The following is a 19060-nucleotide window of genomic DNA, read 5'->3' on the forward strand; positions in this document are numbered from 1 at the left end:
GCACCCGCGAAGCATTCAATGAACAGATATGGCCCGAATCCGTGACCCATCGGACCATCCAGCGTCTACCGCCTTGCAAGGATAGTAGACGTAGCCACACCGACTGACGTGCAGGACATCTTGATGAACGCATCACCGACCGGCAGCGATGCCCAGGCCCTGATTGCCCGACTGGACTGGAGCCGCAGCCCCTTGGGCGCCGCCAGTACCTGGCCGCAGAGCCTGCGTACCGCGGTGGACATCGTGATTCATTCGCCGATGCCCATGCTCCTGCTGTGGGGCCCGCAGCTCACGCAGATCTACAACGACGGCTTCGCCCTGTTGTCGGGCAGCAAGCATCCGCACGCTTTCGGACAGCCGACGCACCTGATCTGGCCAGAATTAAAAGACTTTACTGACCCGATCTACAGCGCCGTCCTACAAGGCCAGGTGCGGACCTACAGCGAACAGCGCTTTACCCTGCAACGCGATGGGCAGGATTCCGACTTCTGGCTGGATTTGACCTACAGCCCGATCCGCGATGAACACGCCGAGGTCGCCGGGATCCTGGTCACGGCCATCGAAACCAACGAACGACGACGGATCGCCCTCGAACTCGAACAACGTTCCGCCGCCAGCCTCAAGGCCCAGCACGAAACCGAACAACGCCTGCAACTGGCCCTGGCCGCCACCGACGCGGTCGGCACCTGGGACTGGGACATTGGCGAAGACCGCTTCATCGCCGACGCCCATTTCGCGCAATTGCACGGCGTTGATCCGGCGATGGCCAGCCAGCTGCCGATCAGCGAATACCTGCACGGCGTGCACCCGGAAGACCGGGGCATGGTGGCGCGCAGCATCAAGCACTGCATCACCCACGGCACCGAGTACGCCGAGGAATACCGCTTGCTGCAGCCTGATGGCGAGTTGCGCTGGGTGTTTGCCCGGGGCCGTTGCTACAAGGACCACCATGGCCGGCCGGTGCGCTTCCTCGGCGCCGCCCTGGACCTGACCGAACGCAAACACACCGAACAGGCCCTGCGCCAGAGCCAGACCGAGTTGCAGCTGATCATCAACGCGATGCCGATCCTGATCAGCTACGTGGACCGCGAGGAACGCTTTCGCCTGAACAACGCCGCGTACCTGGACTGGTACGGCCTCACGCCCCAGGAGCTGTTCGGCAGAACCATCCATGAAGTGCTGGGCGACGAAGCCTACGCCCTGCGCGCCGAGCACATCGCCGAAGCGCTGGCGGGCAAGCCTTGCTGCTTCAGCATCAATGCCGCGCACCGTGACGGCAGCATCCGCAGTGCCCTGATGAATTACCTGCCGCGCCACGGTGCGGACGGCGCGGTCAACGGTTTCTACATCTTCGTGATCGATGAAACCGAGCGCAAACAGACGGAAGAAGCCCTGCGCAACCTCAATGAAACCCTTGAAGAACGCGTGATCGCCCGCACCCAGCAACTGGCCGAAGCCAATCAGCGCCTGCAAAACGAGATGTTCGAGCGCGAGCGTGCCGAAGACGCGTTAAGACACGCGCAAAAAATGGAAGCGGTCGGCCAGCTCACCGGCGGCATCGCCCACGACTTCAACAACATGCTCACCGGGATCATCGGCAGTCTCGACCTGATGCAGCGCTACATCGCCGACGGGCGCACTGCCGAGATCGGCCGGTTCACCGAAGCGGCGGTGTCGTCGGCCAACCGCGCGGCTTCCCTGACCCATCGCCTGCTGGCGTTCTCCCGGCGTCAGTCGCTGGACCGCAAGCCGCTGAACGCGAATGACCTGATCCATTCCCTGGAAGACCTGCTCAGCCGCACCAAGGGCGACCATATCGAGCTCAAGTTGCAACTGGCCGACGAAGTGTGGCCGGTCAGCACCGACGTCAGTCAACTGGAAAACGCATTGCTCAACCTGGTGATCAACGCCCGGGACGCCATGCCCGATGGCGGCCGGTTGCTGATCGAAACCGCCAACGTCTACCTCGATGGCAATGACCTCACCCCACTGGAATCGGTGAAGGCCGGGGACTATCTGATGATCGCCGTCAGCGACAACGGCACCGGCATGAGCGCGTCGGTGCTGGCCAAGGCGTTCGATCCGTTCTTCACCACCAAACCCATCGGCCAGGGCACGGGCCTGGGGTTGTCGATGATTTACGGCTTTGCCCAGCAGTCGGGCGGCCATGTCAGCCTCGACAGCGTGCCGGGCCAGGGCACTAGCGTGCGCCTGTACTTGCCGCGCCTGCACCTCGGCGCGCCGCAGGACACTTTGATGCCGGTCACCGGCGAAGCACCGTCGGCGATTGCCGGCGAAACCGTGGTGCTGGTGGAAGACGATCCGGCGGTGCGCATGCTGGTGCTGGATTTGCTCAATGAGCTGGGTTATCACGCCCACGAAGCCGAAGACGCCAGGGCCGCCCTGCCCTTGCTCGAATCCGACCTGCGCGTGGATCTGCTGGTGACCGATGTCGGGCTACCGGGGATGAATGGCCGGCAACTGGCGGAAATCGCCCGGCAGCATCGGCCGGATCTCAAAGTGCTGTTCATGACCGGTTACGCGGAGAAAGCCGCCGAGCGCCAGGGCTTCCTGGAGGAAGGCATGGACATGGTGGCCAAGCCGTTTTCCATCGACCTGCTGGCCAACAAGATTCGCACGATGATCGGCCAACCGGAGTGAGTTAAGGCATAATCCCGCGCCACGTTGTCATCACCGTTACAAGGTCTGCCTCAATGAAAGCTCAAGCCCGCCATATTCTGGTGAAAACCTCGGAAGAAGCCGAGCAGCTCAAACAACGTATCGCCAAGGGCGAAGCCTTCGATGTGCTGGCGAAAAAGTACTCCACCTGCCCGTCCGGCAAGCGCGGCGGCGATTTGGGTGAAGTGCGGCCGGGGCAGATGGTCGGGGTGATCGACGCGGTGATCTTCAAAAAACCGCTGCGCGTGGTGCATGGGCCGATCAAGAGCAAGTTCGGGTATCACCTGGTGCAGGTGTTTTATCGGGATTGAGTGGTTCGCTTGAGGGCCTCTTCGCGAGCAAGCCCGCTCCCACAGGAGATCGCACTTCCATGTGGGAGCGGGCTTGCTCGCGAACCGATTGCGCAGCAAACGGCCAGTCTCCGCCTACCTCGGGATCAACGCCCCCGGCACTTGAATCACTCGGCTCGCCAACCGATGCCCCGCCTCTGCCGCCTCAACCGGGCTTCCGCCCTTGAGCCGACTGGCCAGATACGCCGCACTGAACGAATCCCCCGCCGCCGTGGTGTCCACCACGCGCTCGACCTTCTGCGCTGGCACTTCGTACGACTCGCCATCACAGCGAATCAAACACGCCTCGGCACCGCGCTTGAGCACTACTTCCGGCGTACCGATCTGCGCGTAAGCCTCAAACACCGCCTCGCTATCAGCAAAATGAAACAGCGCCTGTTCGTCATCGACCGTCAGCAACGCCAGATCCACATATGGCAACACGCTGCGATACGCCGCCCGAGCTTCTTCCAGCGACGCCCACAACCGCGGTCGGTAGTTGTTGTCGAAGACGATCCGCGCATCCCGCTGCCGGGCTTCGATCAGGGTCTCCAGTAATTTTTCCCGGCCTTGCTCGCCCAGCACCGCCAGGGTGATGCCGCTGAAATAGAGCACATCGTAATCAGGCAATGCCGCCAGGATCGGTGCGGCCGCCGGGGTGGTGAAGCAGCTGCGCACCGCCGCTTCGTTGCGCCAGTAAAGAAAACGGCGCTCGCCGGCGGCGTCGGTCTGGATGCAATACAAACCCGGCAAACGACCGGGCAAGCGCTGGACCATCTCCAGGCCGATGTTCTCCGCCGCCCAGCTCCGACACATGGCGTCGCTGAAGCTGTCATCGCCCAGGGCGGTGACGTAATCCACCGCGCCGCCTTCGCCCAGTTCCCGGGACAGGTAGACCGCCGTGTTCAAGGTGTCGCCGCCAAAGCTTTGTTGCAGGCTGCCGTCGGGCCGTTGCTGCAACTCGATCATGCATTCGCCGATCAGGGCGATGCGCGGGGTGTTGGGGCCGAGGGTGTTGATGGTGTTCATGGGTGTGGGGTTCTCTGGTGTTTCTTTGTTGTCTGGTCTGGCCCTTTCGCGAGCAGGCTCGCTCCCACATTTTGGAATGTATTTCCCTGTGGGAGCGAGCCTGCTCGCGAAGGCCTCACCGCGGTTTCAGGGCTTAGAAACAGGTGTCCATGGTTTCAATCACCTGCAACTGCTCATCCACCAGGCAGCCCGTGCGCCATTTGTCGAACGTCAGGCACGGATGCGAAGTGCCGAACGAAATGATGTCCCCAACCCGCAACTCAACCCCGGTTGCCACGGTCATGAACGCGTGCTGATCCATCACAGCCGTCACTTTGCAGGCACTCACATCATCGCCAATCGCCGGAATCACGCCCGCCTTGTAACGCAACAACGGCACCGGCAAACCGGCGTCGTACGCCACGTCGCGCTTACCGAGGGCGATCACTGCGAAGCCCGGTTCCGGCAACGACTGCACGTGCGCCCAGACTTCCAGCGCCGGGCGCAGGCCTTCGTGCAAATCGCTGCGACGGTCGAGCACGCAGCATTGCGCTTCTTTATAGATACCGTGGTCGTGGGCCACGTAACTGCCGGGGCGCAGCACGCTAAGGAAGCGTCCGCTGGCGTTCTGGGCTTCGAAGGATTCGGCGATCAGGTCGTACCAGGCCGAGCCCGAAGCGGTGATGATCGGCTTGGGAATCGCGAACGCCCCGCTGTCCTGCAATTGCACCGCCAGACGCACCAAAGAAGCAGCGAATTCACGGATGCCGCTGACCGCATGATCACCGTGAATCACGCCTTCGTACCCTTCGATCCCGGTCAACGCCAGCGCCGGTTGCGCGGAGATGGCTTGGGCCAGCGCCACCACTTCGGCTTCGGTGCGGCAACCGCAGCGACCGCCGACCACGCCGTATTCGATCATCACGTTCAAGCGCACGCCACGGGAGGCGAAGTACGCCCCGAGGTCGGCGACGTTGTCCGGGTGGTCGACCATGCAATGGAAGTCGAAGGTCGGGTCGGCCAACAAATCAGCGATTAACGCCATGTTCGGCGTGCCGACCAATTGGTTGGCCATCAACACCCGGCGCACACCATGCGCATAGGCCGCGCGGGTCTGGGTGGCGCTGGCCAAGGTGATGCCCCAGGCGCCGGCGTCCAGTTGGCGGCGAAACAGCGCCGGGGTCATGCTGGTTTTGCCGTGGGGCGCCAGTTCTGCGCCGCTGTTGCTGACGAACGCCTGCATCCAGCGGATGTTGTGTTCCAGCGCTTCTCGGTGCAGCACCAGCGCCGGCAGGCTGACGTCGCGCACCAGGTGCGCGCCGGTTTGCGCAAAGCCTTTATCTACGGCAGCAGTCGTTTCGGCAGAAGACATGTTCGAACTCCTTACATTCGCGGCCGCAGGCAGCCGCTGTTATTCGTTGATACGTCGGGCCAGGTTGTTGGCACTGTCGATCAGTACCCGACGATAGTCGTTGTAATTGTTCTTGGCATCCGCCCGTGGGGCGACGATGCACAGGGTCGCAATGGCCACGCCGTTGGGGTCTTTGACCGGGGCGGCGAAGCAATGGGTGAAGGTGTCGGCGACGCTATCGAAAGAGAAAAACCCATCGATACCGGCCTGGCGGATTTCCTTGAGAAACGTTTCCAGCGGCAGGCGTTCGCCGTTGGGCAGGATGAAGTCGTCGTGGTCGATCAGGTCGACGATTTCGTCATCGCTCAGGTGCGACAGCAACAGGCGCCCTGACGCGGTCCAGGGAATCGGTGCGTTTTCGCCGATGTCCGAGGAAATACGAAAATGCCGCTCGCCCTCTTTCATCAGTGCCACGGTGTATTTGCGCCCGTTGAGCAGGCACATTTGCGCGGTTTCCCGGGTCTGGCTGACGATCTCCTGCAAGGCGTGATCGGCCTCGCGGGTCAGGTCGAAATGGCGCAAGTGCGCCTGCCCGAGGAAGTACAGCTGACGGCCAAGGTAAACGTGACCGTCCTTGCCCACGGGTTCGAGGATGCGGCGCTCCAGCAGCGAGGCCACCAGTTCGTAGACCGTGGATTTCGGGCTGCCGATGCCGCTGGCGATTTCGTTCGGGCGCAGGGGCTGGCCGATTTCCTTGAGGAAATCGAGGATATCGAACGCCCGGTCCAGACCGCGAGCCCGGCGCTTGATGGTGTCTTCGGTCATTTCTTCAGGTTCCCATTCAAAGTCGCCGGGATAGTAACGGGCCGCAGTGTTGATGTCAGTCAGATCCACCCCTCACCCCCCGCCCTCTCCCCAAAGGGGAGAGGGAGCCTGACCGTATCGATGCGGGAATCTCTGTCTGACATCAACATTGGCATCGATACAAATCAGTCCCCTCTCCCCTCTGGGGAGAGGGTTAGGGTGAGGGGTGGCCCTCAAGACCACCGCAGATCTCAAGCCTTTTTCTTGTACGCCACGCAGTCAATCTCAACCTTGCAATCGACCATCATGTTCGCCTGCACGCAGGCCCGGGCCGGGGCGTGTTCGGGTTTGAAGTACTCGGAGAAGACCTTGTTGAAACTCGTGAAATCCCGCGGATCCTCCAGCCACACGCCAGCACGCACCACGTCTTCCAAGCCATAACCGGCCTCTTCGAGAATCGCAATCAGGTTCTTCATGGCCTGGTGGGTCTGTTCGACGATGCCGCCAGTGATGATCTCGCCGTCCAGCGCCGGCACCTGCCCGGACACATGCAGCCAGCCATCGGCTTCAACGGCGCGGGCGAAAGGACGAGGCTGACCGCCAGCGGCGGTGCTGCCGGTGCCGTAACGAGTAATGCTCATGAGTGTTTCTCCTGACTTAAAAATTAAAAACGCGTGTTCTTGAGAAATTCCGCCAGTCGCGGCGATTTCGGGTGTTCGAACAATTCCTTGGGCGGCCCCTGCTCTTCGATCCGGCCCTGGTTCATGAAGACGATCTTGTCCGAGACTTCGAAGGCAAAACGCATTTCGTGGGTCACCAGCAACATGGTCATGCCTTCATCGGCCAGGCCCTTGATCACGTTCAGCACTTCCCCGACCAGTTCCGGGTCGAGGGCCGAAGTGACTTCGTCAAACAGCATCAGGCTCGGGTTCATCGCAATCGCCCGGGCAATCGCCACGCGCTGTTGCTGGCCGCCGGACAACTGGCCGGGGTAGTGATCACGACGCTCATACAGGCCAACCCGCTCCAGCCATTTCTCGGCCAGCGCCACGGCTTCATCCTTGTGCAGCTTCTTGACCTTGAGCAGACCGAGGGTGACGTTCTGCAACGCGGTCAGGTGCGGAAACAGGTTGAACTGCTGGAACGCCATGCCGGTCATCGCACGATGGCGGGCGATGACTTTTTCGGCGTGACGCACGCGTTTGCCGTTGACCTCGTCATAACCGATGGATTCGCCGTCGAGCAGGATCTGCCCGCCCTGGAATTCTTCGAGCATGTTCACGCAACGCAGCAGCGTGGTCTTGCCCGAGCCGCTGGAGCCGATCAGCGTGACGACGTTGCCGCGCTGCATGGTCAGGTCAACGCCCTTGAGCACTTCAAGCTTGCCGTATTGTTTGTGCAGGCCGCGAATGTCCAGCAGGGCCTGGCCGTTTGGTGCAGTAGAAGTCTGAGTCATGGCAAAGCCACCCGCTTTTCAATGTGCCGGCCGAGTAATTCGATGGCGTAGTTGATGACAAAAAAGAGGAAACCGGCGAACAGGTAGAACTCCAGGGTCATGAAGGTCCGTGCGATGATTTGCTGCGTGCTGAGCAGCAACTCGGCCACGCCGATCACCGACAACAGGGTCGAAGCCTTGACGATTTCGGTGGACGAGTTGACCCAGGTCGGCAGGATCTGCCGCAGCGCCTGGGGCAACAACACATAACCCAGGGATTGATAAAACGTCAGGCCGATCGCCTTGCTCGCTTCCATCTGCCCGCGTGGCAATGCCTGCAGCGCACCGCGCACGATCTCTGCGACGTGGGAGCCGCAAAACAGCGTCAGCCCCAAGGCACCGGCCTGAAACGCGCTGATCTGCCAGCCCAGCGCCGGCGCCATATAGAAGCAGGCCAGCACCAGCACAAACACCGGCGTGCCGCGGATCAGGTCAACGTAGAAACGAAACGGTGCGCGCATCCAGACATTGCCGTAGGTCAGCACCAGACCGGCCACAATGCCGATCAGCGTACCGAGCAAAATCGCCAGGGCCGAACACTGGACACTGGTCAGAAAGCCTTGCCACAAGACTTCCCGCGCCACCCATAACTCATGCAACCAACTTTGGGATTCGTACATGGGAGGCTCCTATCGGCGGATCGCCAGACGCTGTTCGAGGTAACGCAGCATCATGGCAATGAGGTAACAGGCCGCAACATAGAGCGCTGTGGTCACCATCCAGGTTTCAATCACCCGGTAGCTCTCGACATTGATCTTGCGCGCGTAATAGGTCAGCTCCGGCACCGCAATCGCGGCGGCCAGCGAGGTGTCCTTGAACAGCGAAATGAAGTTGTTCGACAACGCCGGCAGCACGTTGCGCAGCATCACCGGCACAGTGACGTAGGCCTTGACCTGCCACTCGCCCAGGCCGATCGCCAGCCCCGCTTCGCGCTGGCCCTTGGGAATGCTCAACAGCCCGCCGCGGAACACTTCGGTCAGGTACGCCCCGGCATACAGCGACAGGGTGATGATGAACGAAGGAATCTTGTCCAGGCGAATGCCCAGGCTCGGCAAGGCGAAGTAGATCAACAGAATCAACACCAGAATCGGCGTGTTACGGATCACCGTCACGTACACCGACGCCAGCACCCGCAATGCGCGGTGCTTTGACAGCAAAGCAAACGCCATCATCAGGCCGATCACGCAGCCGATGGCGATCGACACCAGCGCCAGCTCCAGGCCCAGACCGAGCCCCGCCAGCAGACTGGGGAAATCGCGCCACACGGCGGCAAAGTTCAACTGATAGTTCATGGTCAGCAGTACCTTGAACGGGGCGCTTTCAGAGCCGCCCCGTTCTCACGGGATCATTTGAATTCGACTGGGAAACCGATGGCCGGGGTCGGCAGATCGACACCGAACCATTGTTTGAAGGATGCCGCGTAAGCCGGGAATTCAACGCCGGTCATGGCTTCATGCAACGTGGTGTTGACGAAGTTCAGCCAGTCCTGATCGCCACGCTTGACGGCGCAGGCGTAGGTTTGCGGGCTCCAGGCGTAAGTCGGGCTGCGATAACGGCCAGGGTTCTGCACCATCAGGTATTTGACCGAGGATTGGTCAGTGGCGGCGGTATCGGCGCGGCCGGAGTTCACGGCCTGGTACATCAAATCCACGCTGTCGTATTGGTCGACTTTGGCTTTGGGCAGCGCCTGATGCACCAGTTCTTCGGCGTACACGTTCTGCAGCACGGCCACGGTCACGCTGTCGCCAGCGGCCTTGAGGTCTTCGATTTCCTTGTACTTGCTGTTGGCCGGCAACAGCAGGCCGACGCCTTCGCGGTAGTACGGCAGGGTAAAGGCCACTTGCTGCGCGCGGCTGGCGGTCACGGTGATGAACTGGCAGCTGATATCGACCTTGTCCGTCAGCAGGTTCGGAATCCGCGCATCGGACGACTGCACCACGTACTCGACCTTGGTCGGATCGTTGAACAAGCCCTTGGCGATCATATGCCCGATGTCGATATCAAAACCCTGCAACTTGCCGTCCGCTCCCTGGAAATGCCACGGCGCGTTGGTACTGCCGGTCCCCACGATCAATTTGCCACGGGCCAGCACGCTATCGAGCTTGCTGTCCGCCGCTTGGGCAACACCCATGGCAGCGGCCGAAGCCGCGAGGATAAAAACACACGCTTTGAACAAGGAAGGTCGGCGATGCATGGCAAGCACTCCAGAGTGTTGTGTATTCCGTTATACCGGATATAGGTGTGTAACAACGGAATAGACAGCAGAAAGTGTGCCACAGGATGTGCGGGCGATGTTGGGGAGTTTGAAAAGTGTTTTGAATCAGAGGGATGCGTGATAGCACGGGAAAAGCGTTACCAAACGCACGGGCAAGGGAGCGCTACCGTTGGCTACAGCGGGCGGGTACTTGCACCACATTTGAAATGTAGCGATTCAAAATGTGGCACGGCAGGATGAGTGATCCCCACCTGTAATTTCTGACAGTAGACCCACCTTCCGCCCTCCTTTAACGTCAACGAGCCTTCGATGATCGTTGTGAAAAGGAGACATCAATGACTTCGACAACCCCTCCCATGGCATTGGCCCCGACCTACCGCAAAGCCTTGAAAACCTGGCGGCCGGTGATCTTGTACTTCGGCAATCAGCACTGTCCTGCCTGTGAATTCGCCGGGCCGGTTTTTCGTGAGATTGCCGAGGCGTATCGGCATCGAGCGGACATTTATATGTTGAACACCAGTGAGTCGCCCCGGCATCCGAATGTCACCGGGACGCCGACGGTGCTGTTTTACAAGGATGGGAAACTGGTGAAGAAGCTTAAGGGGATTGGTACTCCGCAGACGCTGGTGGCGGATTTCGTGGCGCATATTGGCAAGGTGAAGCCTCGGAATGTGGCTCGAAAACCGAGGCATGATTTGAAGTGGTTGCGGCGGACGTTGCGTGGTTTATGTACGGTGGCGCGGGCCCGTCAGGTGGGCAGGGTTTGAGTGAGTGGTCGCCAGATAGATCGCCTTCGCGAGCAAGCCCGCTCCCACATTGGATCTGCGGTGAACACACTCTGTGTTTACGCCACCGATGCCCTGTGGGAGCGGGCTTGATCGCGAAGAGGCCCTCAAACCCAACGCAAAATTACCCGCCGATACGTGCCAACAACACCCGCACCACCCGCCGCTCCTCAACCGCCATCACCGTCATGCTCCACCCGTCCTGTTTATGCCGGTCACCCACCATCGGCAACCGATCCAGCACACTCATCACCCACCCGGCCAACGTCTGGTAATCCTCGGTAGGTTCAGCGCTGAAACCCGTCAATTGCCGCACCCGCGCCAGGTTCAGCGCGCCGCTGACCATAAAGCCGCCCTGCTCTTCAACCACATCCGGACCTTCGATTTCGCTGGCATCCGGCAGTTCGCCGGCAATCGACTCGAGAATATCGGTCATGGTCAGCACGCCGACGAAATCCCCGAACTCATTGACCACGAAGGCAATGTGGGTCGAGGCCTGGCGCATCTGTTCCAGGGCATTGAGGATCGAGTAGCTGTCCAGCAAGTTAATGGTCGTGCGCGCCAGGTCTTTAAGGTCTGGGTCATTACCGGCCAGGTACTCTTTCAACAGTTCTTTTTTATGAACGAAGCCCAGGGGTTCATCCACCGCGCCATCGCGAATCAGCGGCAGGCGCGAGTAGGACGAGTGCATCAGGCGTGTACGAATGGTCTCGGCATCGTCGGTCAGATCGATGTGATCGACGTCAGCCCGCACCGTCATCAGTGTCCGAATCGGCCGCTCGGCCAATTGCAGTACGCCGCTGATCATCACCCGTTCACGGCGGTCGAACAGCACTTCATTCGGCGCCTCACCGTTATCCAGCAGGTCAGCAATCTCTTCGCCGACCTCTTCCACGGCCAACCGGCGACCACCGAGCAAACGCATCACCGCATGCGCCGTACGTTCGCGCATCGGTCGCAAGCCCTGCATGGAGCGTTTGCGCCGGGCACGGGCGATCTGGTTGAACACTTCGATCAGGATCGAGAAGCCGATGGCCGCGTACAGATAACCCTTGGGAATGTGGAACCCCAGGCCTTCGGCGGTCAGCGCGAAACCGATCATCATCAGAAAGCCCAGGCACAGCATGATCACCGTCGGGTGTTCGTTGACGAAGCGGGTCAGCGGCTTGCTGGCGACGATCATCAGGCCGATGGAAATGATCACCGCGATCATCATCACCGCCAACTCATCGACCATGCCCACGGCAGTAATCACGGCGTCCAGGGAAAACACCGCGTCGAGCACCACGATCTGCGCCACGATCGGCCAGAACATCGCATAAACGGTATTGCTCGCCCGTTGGCCGACATGGCCTTCGAGGCGTTCGTGCAATTCCATGGTGGCCTTGAACAACAGGAACACACCGCCGAACAGCATGATCAGGTCACGCCCGGAGAAGCTCTTGTCGAACACCTCGAACAGCGGCTGGGTCAGGGTCACCAGCCAGGAAATACTCGCCAGCAGGCCCAGACGCATCAGCAGCGCCAGGGACAAACCGATGATCCGCGCACGGTCGCGCTGATGCGGCGGCAACTTGTCCGCCAGGATCGCGATAAATACCAGGTTGTCGATGCCCAGCACCAGCTCCAGCACGATCAACGTCAACAGGCCCAGCCACGCGGTGGGGTCAGCTATCCATTCCATAAAAATGTCTCGATCTCTTCAGCGAATTCAGAATGCCGGGCACGGCAAAGTGCGGCGCAGGGGCCGTAGGACTGTAGTAAAAGACTGAGACTGGGGACGGAAAACCGGGTGTTTCGCGTGCGTCAGTTCTGCGCGAATGCGCGGGATGAAGGGCTGACTGGGAGGCTCCGAAAGGGTGTTCATGCAAGTCCTGAAAGGAAAAAGGATCTGGAGCGTACAGGTGCTGGGGACTTTTCCTACAGCGGGAAATCATTACAAGATCTGTAACAGCATCGTTTGGGAGGCCCCCTTCGCGAGCAAGCCCGCTCCCACACTGGATTTCTGTCACACCGAAGATCCCCTGTGGGAGCGGGCTTGCTCGCGAAGCTTTTGCCCTTAGCTGTTTCGCACCTGCTCGATATACCTGGCCACCGCCCGCGACTTCTCAAACCGCCGATAAATCATCGACAACCACGAACTCGCCTCACACCCTTCGATCTCCCGGTACACCACGCCCGGCAGCCCGACATGCCCGACCACCGATTCCGGCACCACCGCCACGCCCTGCCCTAGCGACACCAAGGCAATCACCGCCACCAACCCGCCCGGCTGAGGCCCCAACTTCGGCGCGAACCCACCTTGGGCCGCGACCTGAAGGGTGCCGTTGATTTGCTCCGGCAGGATGAAGGTTTCGTTTTGCAAATGCGCCGGGCTGATCTGCGGCAGGCGGCACAGCCAGGATTCACTCGACACGGCCAAGACAAAACCTTCCGCATCCAGCCGAATCGCCTCCAACCCGTCGGGTAAGGTCATCGGCGAGCGGACATAACCGATATCGAAGCGGCCCTCGATCACCAGGCCCGGCAACGCGGCCATCGGGCTTTCCCGCACGTTCAGGCTGACGTCCGGGCACTCGCGACTGAAGGCTTGCACCTGTTTTTGCAATAACCCCGAGTACACCGCCGACGCCACATAACCCAGTTCGATATGACCGATATCACCGCGCCCGGCACGTTGCGCATTGCGTTGGGCGAATTCGAATTGGCGCACCGTGGCCTCGGCCTCGATCACCAGCGCGGCGCCGGCTTCGGTGAGGCTGACTTCCCGTTGCTGGCGCAGGAACAGCCGAGTGCCCAGTTCGGTTTCCATGTCCTGGATCTGCCGGCTCAAGGTCGGCGGCGCGATGCCCAGTTGTTCGGCGGCACGCGTGAAATTGCGTTGCCGGGCAACGGCCAGAAAATAGCGGAAATGGCGTATGTCCATCAGTGGATTAGCTCAAAGGTAATGAAGTCCCGACTGACAGCTAACAAAGCCTGATATCGACCGGGATAAGCTTTCGATGCAACCACAGTAGAGAGCCGAAAGCATGCCCGTCAAACACCTTACTCAAAAGGCAATCTCCTTATGAACCGGGTTAGCCCGCGCCTGACACTGCTGACCGCCTCCGGGGTGTGTTCGCTAATTGTCCTCGACACCAACATCGTCGCCGTCACCCTGCCGACCATTGCCCGGGACCTGGGCGCGAATTTTGCCGACATCGAATGGGTGGTCAGCGCCTACATGTTGGCCTTCGCCGCGCTGTTGCTGCCGGCGGGCAGCATCGCCGACCGCTTTGGCCGGCAGAAAACCCTGCTCTGGGGCCTGGGAATTTTCATCCTCGCCTCCCTCGGTTGCGGGGCGGCGCCGAATGCGCTGTTCCTCGACATTGCCCGGGCGATCAAGGGCGTCGGCGCGGCGCTGTTGCTGACCTCGGCGCTGGCCTCCATCGGCCATACCTTTCACGACGAGGTGGAACGGGCCAAAGCCTGGGCGTTCTGGGGCGCGTGCATGGGCGTGGCCATGACCGCCGCGCCGACGCTGGGCGGGTTGATCACCGAGTTCATCGGCTGGCGCTGGATTTTCTACCTCAACCTGCCGGTGGGGGCTTTGCTGATGGCGATGGTCTGGCGCAACGTGCCGGAATCCCGTGACACCCAGTCCGCCCGTCTCGACCCGTGGGGCAGTCTGGCCTTCAGCGCGAGTTTGTTGTGCCTGATCTGGGGCCTGATCGAAGCCAACCGCATCGGCTGGAGCAGTCCCCTCACCTACGCTCGACTGATCGGCGGCGCCTTATTGCTGGGGCTGTTCGTGGTGATCGAGCGCATGCAACGGCGGCCCATGGTCGATCTGCAATTGTTCAAGCATCCGCGCTTTATCGGCGCGCTACTGGGGATGTTCGCCTACGCCGGTTGCGCTCAGGTGATGATGACAATGCTGCCGTTCTATCTGCAAAACGGCCTGGGTTTTTCGGCCATTACGTCGGGGCTGGGCATGTTGCCGTTTGCCCTGACGATGCTGATTTGCCCGCGCATCGGCGCACGGCTGGCGAGCCGTTTCACCCCCGCGACTTTGATGGCTACCGGGCTGACGCTGGTTGGCAGCGGCAACCTGCTCAGCGCCTGGGCGGTCAACAGCGGCGGCTACCTGCCCTTCGCCCTGGCGATTGCCGTGACGGGCGCCGGTGCCGGGCTGCTGAATGGCGACACCCAGAAAAACATCATGGCTTGCGTGCCCCGGGACCGCGCCGGCATGGCCTCGGGCATGAGCACCACCATGCGCTTCAGCGCGATCATGCTGGCCATCGGCGTGTACGGCGCGTTACTCGCCAGTCATACCGAGTTGTTGCTGCGCAACAGCCTGTCGGGGCAATGGCCGGAGCAGATCCGCGGCATCGCCTCGCGGGTAGTGGCCGGGGATATGACAGCGGCGCTGGGGTTGTTGCCGGACACAGCACGCGGTGTGGTTGAACCGTTGGCTCGGCAAGCGTTTGTTGGCGGTTTCAGTTTATTGCTGCTGGTCGCGGGGTTATTGGCGCTGCTGGGTGCGTTGGTGGTGGGGACGTTGATGCGTAATCCGATTCCGGTTCCTTCAAACCACTTACCGGAAACGGCGCGGGTTTGACCGCTTGATTCGATGTTGAATGGGAGGGCCTCTTCGCGAGCAAGCCCGCTCCCACAGGGGATCTGCGACGGGCACAAAATTTGTGCTCGGCAATGATCAATTGTGGGAGCGGGCTTGCTCGCGAAGAGGCCCTGTCAATCGCCACTCATGCGGCGATCAGCGCGGCTGTTTGAACGACGCCAACACACGCTCCGCATTGGCGTTGCATGCCATGCCTGCGGGTTTGGCCTGGATGTCGTCGATCACCGCCAGCAGCTTCGCCTTGCTCTGCGCCAGATGCTGCTGCATTTCTTCGATCTGCTCGACTTTGCGGGTCAGGCCTGCCAGCAGTTCGTCGTGCTTGAACTCACCCGTCGCTGCGTCCGGCATCAACAGCTTCAACTCTTCCAGACTGAACCCGGCCTGCTGGGCGCACTGGATCAGGTACAGCGTCTGCAACACCTGCTCAGGGTAATGCCGGTAGCCATTGGCCCGGCGTTCGACTTTCTGGATCAGCCCTTGAGCCTCATAAAACCGAATGCGCGACGGATTGAACCCGCTTAACTCCGCCAATTCACCAATCTTCATCTGTGCCTCATTTGCCTGCTTGACATTAAAGTTAACTTTAAGCTTAGCCTCCACGCATTACTGATGAGGAGTCAAGTCATGTCACCTTTCCAAACCCTGAATTTGCCCAACGGCCAGACCATCGGCAATCGCATTGCCAAAGCCGCGATGGAAGAAAATCTCGCGGACCGGCAGCAGGCCCCTTCGGATGCGCTGCTGCGTTTATATCAAGCCTGGGCCGAGGGCGAAGCCGGGTTGTTGCTGACCGGTAACGTGATGATCGACCGTCGCGCCATGACTGGCCCCGGCGGCGTGGTGCTGGAAGACGAGCGGCATCTTGAACGTTTTCGCCAGTGGGCGACCATTGGCCGGGCCGGTGGCGCGCAGTTCTGGGTGCAGCTCAACCATCCGGGGCGCCAGACCATGGCCAATCTCGGCCAGCAAGCCTGGGCGCCGTCGGCGGTGGCGCTGGATCTGGGTGGGTTCTCAAAGATGTTCGCTGAGCCCAAGCCGATGTCGGAAAGCGATATCCACGAAGTGATCCAGCGTTTCGCCACCAGCGCGACCCTGGCAGAAAAAGCCGGGTTCACCGGGGTGCAGATTCACGCGGCCCACGGTTATTTGCTCAGCCAGTTTTTGTCGCCGCTGACCAATCGCCGCACCGATCAATGGGGCGGTCCCCTGGAAAACCGTGCGCGCCTGCTGCTGAATGTGGTCAGCGCCGTGCGCAACGCGGTGTCGCCGCAGTTCTGTGTGTCGGTGAAGCTCAACTCCGCGGACTTCCAGCGCGGCGGCTTCGATGCCGACGATGCGAAACAAGTGATCCAGTGGCTCAACGAACAGCAGCTCGACTTGCTGGAATTGTCCGGCGGCAGCTACGAAGCCCCGGCCATGCAAGGCGAGGCCCGGGACGGCCGCACCCTCGCCCGCGAAGCCTACTTTCTGGAAATGGCCGGCGAATTGGCCAGCGTGGCGCGCATGCCGGTGATGGTGACCGGCGGCATCCGCCGTCTGGCGATCGTCGAACAAGTGCTCGATAGCGGCATTGCCATGGCCGGGATCGGCACCGCGATGGCGGTTGAACCGCAGTTGGTCAAGCACTGGCGCGAAGGCAAGAACAGCCACCCGCAACTGCCGCCGATCCACTGGAAGCGCAAACCTCTGGCGGCGCTGGCGACCATGGCGGTGGTGAAATTCCAGTTGCATCGCCTGAGCCGTGGGCATCAGCCCCGGCCGCAGGTTTCGGCGCTGTGGGCGCTGATCCGCGATCAGGTCTACATCGCCCGACGCACCCGCCAGTACAAACAGGCCATGGCCAAGTAAGCGCAAATCGGTGTGAGTCATGAGTGCCGTTGAGTTGTCCTCTTTGAACCCCGAGGACAATTCATCGATCACTGGAGCACCTCATTCATGGCGAAAATCATCATTGCCCAGCAACTGGCAACCACCCTTGAACAGGCCGGCGTCAAACGCATCTGGGGCCTGACCGGCGACAGCCTCAACGGTCTGACCGAAGCCCTGCGCACCATGGACAGCATCGAGTGGATGCACGTGCGCCACGAAGAAGTCGCGGCGTTTGCCGCCGGGGCTGAAGCGGCGGTCACCGGGGGGCTGGCAGTGTGTGCCGGCAGTTGCGGGCCGGGCAATCTGCACCTGATCAACGGGCTGTTCGACTGCCATAAAAACCATGTGCCGGTGCTGGCCATCGCGGCGCAGATTCCTTCGTCGGAAGTCGGCCTCAACTACTTTCAGGAAACCCACCCGCAGGAGCTGTTCAAGGAATGCAGCCACTTTGTCGAACTGGTCAGCAACCCGGCGCAGATGCCGCAGGTGCTGCACCGGGCGATGCGCAGTGCGATCCTCAATCGCGGCGTCGCAGTGGTGGTGATTCCCGGTGATGTGGCGTTGCAGGAAGTCGAAGACAACCTCAAGCCGTGGCCGGCCCTGTCCAAGCCGCGCACCCTGCCCGCGCCCCAGGATCTGGATCGACTGGTCGAACTGCTGAGTCAAAGCAAAGCCGTGACCCTGATGTGCGGCGCCGGATGCGCCGGGGCTCACGATCAAGTGGTGGCCCTGGCCGATGCCCTCGGCGCGCCGGTGGTGCATGCCTTGCGTGGCAAGGAGCATGTGGAGTGGGACAACCCGTTCGACGTCGGCATGACCGGGCTGATCGGCTTCAGCTCCGGTTATCACGCGATGCTCAACTGCGACACCTTGGTGATGCTCGGCACCGACTTCCCGTATCGGCAGTTCTACCCCACCGACGCGACCATCATTCAGATCGACCACAACCCCGAAGCCCTCGGGCGCCGCACCACCCTGGACCTGGGCATCGCCGCCGACGTCGGCGAAACCCTCGCCGCGCTGCTGCCGCGCCTGCCCTATCGCGGCGACCGGAGTTTTCTCGAATCGTCGCTCAAGCATTATGAAAAAGCGCGCCAGGGCCTCGATGACCTGGCCCAGCCGTCCGCGCCGGGACGGCCGATTCACCCGCAATACCTCACCCGCCTGCTCAGCGAACTCGCGGATGATGACGCGATCTTCACCGCCGACGTTGGCACACCGACCGTGTGGGCAGCGCGCTATTTGAAAATGAATGGCAAGCGCCGGCTGCTGGGTTCGTTCAACCACGGCTCGATGGCCAACGCCATGCCCCAGGCCATCGGCGCCCAGGCTGCTTATCCGGATCGGCAGGTCATTTCATTGTCCGGCGACGGCGGTTTCAGCATGTTGATGGGGGATTTCATTTCTCTGGCGCAGTTGAAGTTGCCGGTGAAAATCATCGTCTACGACAACGCATCGTTGGGCTTTGTCGCGATGGAAATGAAGTCCAGCGGATTGCTCGACACCGGCACGGATTTGCACAACCCGGACTTTGCGGCGATGGCGAATGCCATGGGCATTCTCGGGATTCGGGTTGAAGAGTCCGAAGCCCTGGAACCGGCACTGCGCCGGGCGCTGGACCATGACGGGCCGGTGCTGGTGGATGTGATCACCGCGACCCAGGAACTGGCGATGCCGCCGACGATCAAGCTGGAACAGGCCAAAGGGTTCAGCCTGTACATGCTTAAAGCGGTGATGAGTGGGCGTGGGGATGAAGTGATTGAGTTGGCGCGGACGAACTGGTTTCGTTAAGGCTGGTGAAGATCCTATGTGGGAGCGGGGGGGGGGGGGGGGGGGGGGGGGGGGGGGTGCCGAAAAAAGTGAGGTAACAACCCCACACCCCGCCACCCCCCCCCCCCCCC

The 19060-nt window shown here is 61.2% G+C and carries 17 protein-coding genes; 6 read left to right on the top strand and 11 right to left on the bottom strand.

The annotated features are described in order from the left end of the window. The first annotated feature begins 123 nt into the window (after positions 1–123). Positions 124–2661: a PAS domain S-box protein gene (locus ACIQY3_RS09855; RefSeq protein ID WP_403018945.1), complete on the top strand. Its 2538-nt coding sequence runs from the start codon at positions 124–126 to the stop codon at positions 2659–2661. A gap of 29 nt (positions 2662–2690) precedes the next feature. Further along, positions 2691–2990, top strand: coding sequence for a peptidylprolyl isomerase (locus ACIQY3_RS09860; protein ID WP_256672389.1), 300 nt, complete (start codon positions 2691–2693; stop codon positions 2988–2990). A gap of 114 nt (positions 2991–3104) precedes the next feature. Here ACIQY3_RS09860 and ACIQY3_RS09865 read toward each other — a convergent pair whose 3' ends face one another. From ACIQY3_RS09865 to ACIQY3_RS09900, 8 genes are all read right to left on the bottom strand, one after another. Next, positions 3105–4037, bottom strand: a complete 933-nt coding sequence (locus ACIQY3_RS09865; RefSeq protein WP_403018946.1) for a sugar kinase — start codon at positions 4035–4037, stop codon at positions 3105–3107. A gap of 133 nt (positions 4038–4170) precedes the next feature. Then, positions 4171–5388: an amino acid deaminase gene (locus ACIQY3_RS09870; protein WP_403018947.1), complete on the bottom strand. Its 1218-nt coding sequence runs from the start codon at positions 5386–5388 to the stop codon at positions 4171–4173. A 39-nt stretch (positions 5389–5427) separates the two neighbouring features. After that, positions 5428–6192, bottom strand: a complete 765-nt coding sequence (locus ACIQY3_RS09875; protein WP_403019142.1) for an IclR family transcriptional regulator — start codon at positions 6190–6192, stop codon at positions 5428–5430. A 230-nt stretch (positions 6193–6422) separates the two neighbouring features. Beyond that, on the bottom strand, positions 6423–6812 hold the full coding sequence (locus ACIQY3_RS09880; RefSeq protein ID WP_403018949.1) for a RidA family protein: 390 nt from the start codon (positions 6810–6812) through the stop codon (positions 6423–6425). A 23-nt stretch (positions 6813–6835) separates the two neighbouring features. Then, entirely contained in the window at positions 6836–7627 is a 792-nt protein-coding gene (locus ACIQY3_RS09885) for an amino acid ABC transporter ATP-binding protein (protein ID WP_054615006.1), read from the bottom strand. Further along, positions 7624–8286 carry an amino acid ABC transporter permease gene (locus tag ACIQY3_RS09890; protein WP_403018951.1) on the bottom strand — a complete coding sequence of 221 codons (663 nt, stop codon included), beginning with the start codon at positions 8284–8286 and terminating at the stop codon, positions 7624–7626. The genes ACIQY3_RS09885 and ACIQY3_RS09890 overlap by 4 nt, the downstream gene beginning before the upstream one ends. A gap of 9 nt (positions 8287–8295) precedes the next feature. Next, positions 8296–8958: an amino acid ABC transporter permease gene (locus ACIQY3_RS09895; RefSeq protein ID WP_054046642.1), complete on the bottom strand. Its 663-nt coding sequence runs from the start codon at positions 8956–8958 to the stop codon at positions 8296–8298. Positions 8959–9011: 53 nt separating this feature from the next. Then, entirely contained in the window at positions 9012–9860 is an 849-nt protein-coding gene (locus ACIQY3_RS09900; RefSeq protein ID WP_403018952.1) for a transporter substrate-binding domain-containing protein, read from the bottom strand. Positions 9861–10216: 356 nt separating this feature from the next. On the opposite strand from ACIQY3_RS09900, the gene ACIQY3_RS09905 reads away from it, so the two are divergent. After that, entirely contained in the window at positions 10217–10648 is a 432-nt protein-coding gene (locus tag ACIQY3_RS09905; RefSeq protein WP_403018953.1) for a thioredoxin family protein, read from the top strand. A gap of 142 nt (positions 10649–10790) precedes the next feature. On the opposite strand, the gene ACIQY3_RS09910 is transcribed toward ACIQY3_RS09905, so the two are convergent. Together ACIQY3_RS09910 and ACIQY3_RS09915 are read right to left on the bottom strand one after the other, a co-directional pair. Then, positions 10791–12350 carry a transporter associated domain-containing protein gene (locus ACIQY3_RS09910; protein WP_403018954.1) on the bottom strand — a complete coding sequence of 520 codons (1560 nt, stop codon included), beginning with the start codon at positions 12348–12350 and terminating at the stop codon, positions 10791–10793. Between the two features lie 375 nt (positions 12351–12725). Continuing rightward, positions 12726–13592 carry a LysR family transcriptional regulator gene (locus ACIQY3_RS09915; RefSeq protein ID WP_403018955.1) on the bottom strand — a complete coding sequence of 289 codons (867 nt, stop codon included), beginning with the start codon at positions 13590–13592 and terminating at the stop codon, positions 12726–12728. 141 nt (positions 13593–13733) lie between these two features. Here ACIQY3_RS09915 and ACIQY3_RS09920 point away from each other — a divergent pair, with 141 nt between their 5' ends. Next, positions 13734–15269, top strand: a complete 1536-nt coding sequence (locus ACIQY3_RS09920; RefSeq protein ID WP_403018956.1) for an MFS transporter — start codon at positions 13734–13736, stop codon at positions 15267–15269. Between the two features lie 156 nt (positions 15270–15425). On the opposite strand, the gene ACIQY3_RS09925 is transcribed toward ACIQY3_RS09920, so the two are convergent. Next, positions 15426–15836, bottom strand: a complete 411-nt coding sequence (locus ACIQY3_RS09925) for a MerR family transcriptional regulator (protein ID WP_403018957.1) — start codon at positions 15834–15836, stop codon at positions 15426–15428. A 78-nt stretch (positions 15837–15914) separates the two neighbouring features. Here ACIQY3_RS09925 and ACIQY3_RS09930 point away from each other — a divergent pair, with 78 nt between their 5' ends. After that, positions 15915–17138, top strand: coding sequence for an NADH:flavin oxidoreductase/NADH oxidase family protein (locus ACIQY3_RS09930; protein ID WP_403018958.1), 1224 nt, complete (start codon positions 15915–15917; stop codon positions 17136–17138). An 87-nt stretch (positions 17139–17225) separates the two neighbouring features. Next, a complete protein-coding gene (poxB, locus tag ACIQY3_RS09935) occupies positions 17226–18950 on the top strand; it encodes a ubiquinone-dependent pyruvate dehydrogenase (RefSeq protein WP_403018961.1) in 1725 nt (574 codons plus the stop codon). The last annotated feature ends 110 nt before the right edge of the window (positions 18951–19060 follow it).

The sequence above is a fragment of the Pseudomonas sp. NPDC096950 genome, from assembly GCF_044762525.1.
Lineage (GTDB): Bacteria > Pseudomonadota > Gammaproteobacteria > Pseudomonadales > Pseudomonadaceae > Aquipseudomonas.

Bases quoted from the DNA above. Each gene is read 5' to 3' on its own strand.
- ACIQY3_RS09870 (WP_403018947.1), bottom strand. From the start codon at position 5,388: ATGTCTTCTGCCGAAACGACTGCTGCCGTAGATAAAGGCTTTGCGCAA.
- ACIQY3_RS09915 (WP_403018955.1), bottom strand. From the start codon at position 13,592: ATGGACATACGCCATTTCCGCTATTTTCTGGCCGTTGCCCGGCAACGC.
- ACIQY3_RS09930 (WP_403018958.1), top strand. From the start codon at position 15,915: ATGTCACCTTTCCAAACCCTGAATTTGCCCAACGGCCAGACCATCGGC.
- ACIQY3_RS09865 (WP_403018946.1), bottom strand. From the start codon at position 4,037: ATGAACACCATCAACACCCTCGGCCCCAACACCCCGCGCATCGCCCTG.
- ACIQY3_RS09900 (WP_403018952.1), bottom strand. From the start codon at position 9,860: ATGCATCGCCGACCTTCCTTGTTCAAAGCGTGTGTTTTTATCCTCGCG.
- ACIQY3_RS09885 (WP_054615006.1), bottom strand. From the start codon at position 7,627: ATGACTCAGACTTCTACTGCACCAAACGGCCAGGCCCTGCTGGACATT.
- ACIQY3_RS09920 (WP_403018956.1), top strand. From the start codon at position 13,734: ATGAACCGGGTTAGCCCGCGCCTGACACTGCTGACCGCCTCCGGGGTG.
- poxB (WP_403018961.1), top strand. From the start codon at position 17,226: ATGGCGAAAATCATCATTGCCCAGCAACTGGCAACCACCCTTGAACAG.
- ACIQY3_RS09875 (WP_403019142.1), bottom strand. From the start codon at position 6,192: ATGACCGAAGACACCATCAAGCGCCGGGCTCGCGGTCTGGACCGGGCG.
- ACIQY3_RS09855 (WP_403018945.1), top strand. From the start codon at position 124: ATGAACGCATCACCGACCGGCAGCGATGCCCAGGCCCTGATTGCCCGA.
- ACIQY3_RS09890 (WP_403018951.1), bottom strand. From the start codon at position 8,286: ATGTACGAATCCCAAAGTTGGTTGCATGAGTTATGGGTGGCGCGGGAA.
- ACIQY3_RS09895 (WP_054046642.1), bottom strand. From the start codon at position 8,958: ATGAACTATCAGTTGAACTTTGCCGCCGTGTGGCGCGATTTCCCCAGT.
- ACIQY3_RS09905 (WP_403018953.1), top strand. From the start codon at position 10,217: ATGACTTCGACAACCCCTCCCATGGCATTGGCCCCGACCTACCGCAAA.
- ACIQY3_RS09910 (WP_403018954.1), bottom strand. From the start codon at position 12,350: ATGGAATGGATAGCTGACCCCACCGCGTGGCTGGGCCTGTTGACGTTG.
- ACIQY3_RS09880 (WP_403018949.1), bottom strand. From the start codon at position 6,812: ATGAGCATTACTCGTTACGGCACCGGCAGCACCGCCGCTGGCGGTCAG.
- ACIQY3_RS09925 (WP_403018957.1), bottom strand. From the start codon at position 15,836: ATGAAGATTGGTGAATTGGCGGAGTTAAGCGGGTTCAATCCGTCGCGC.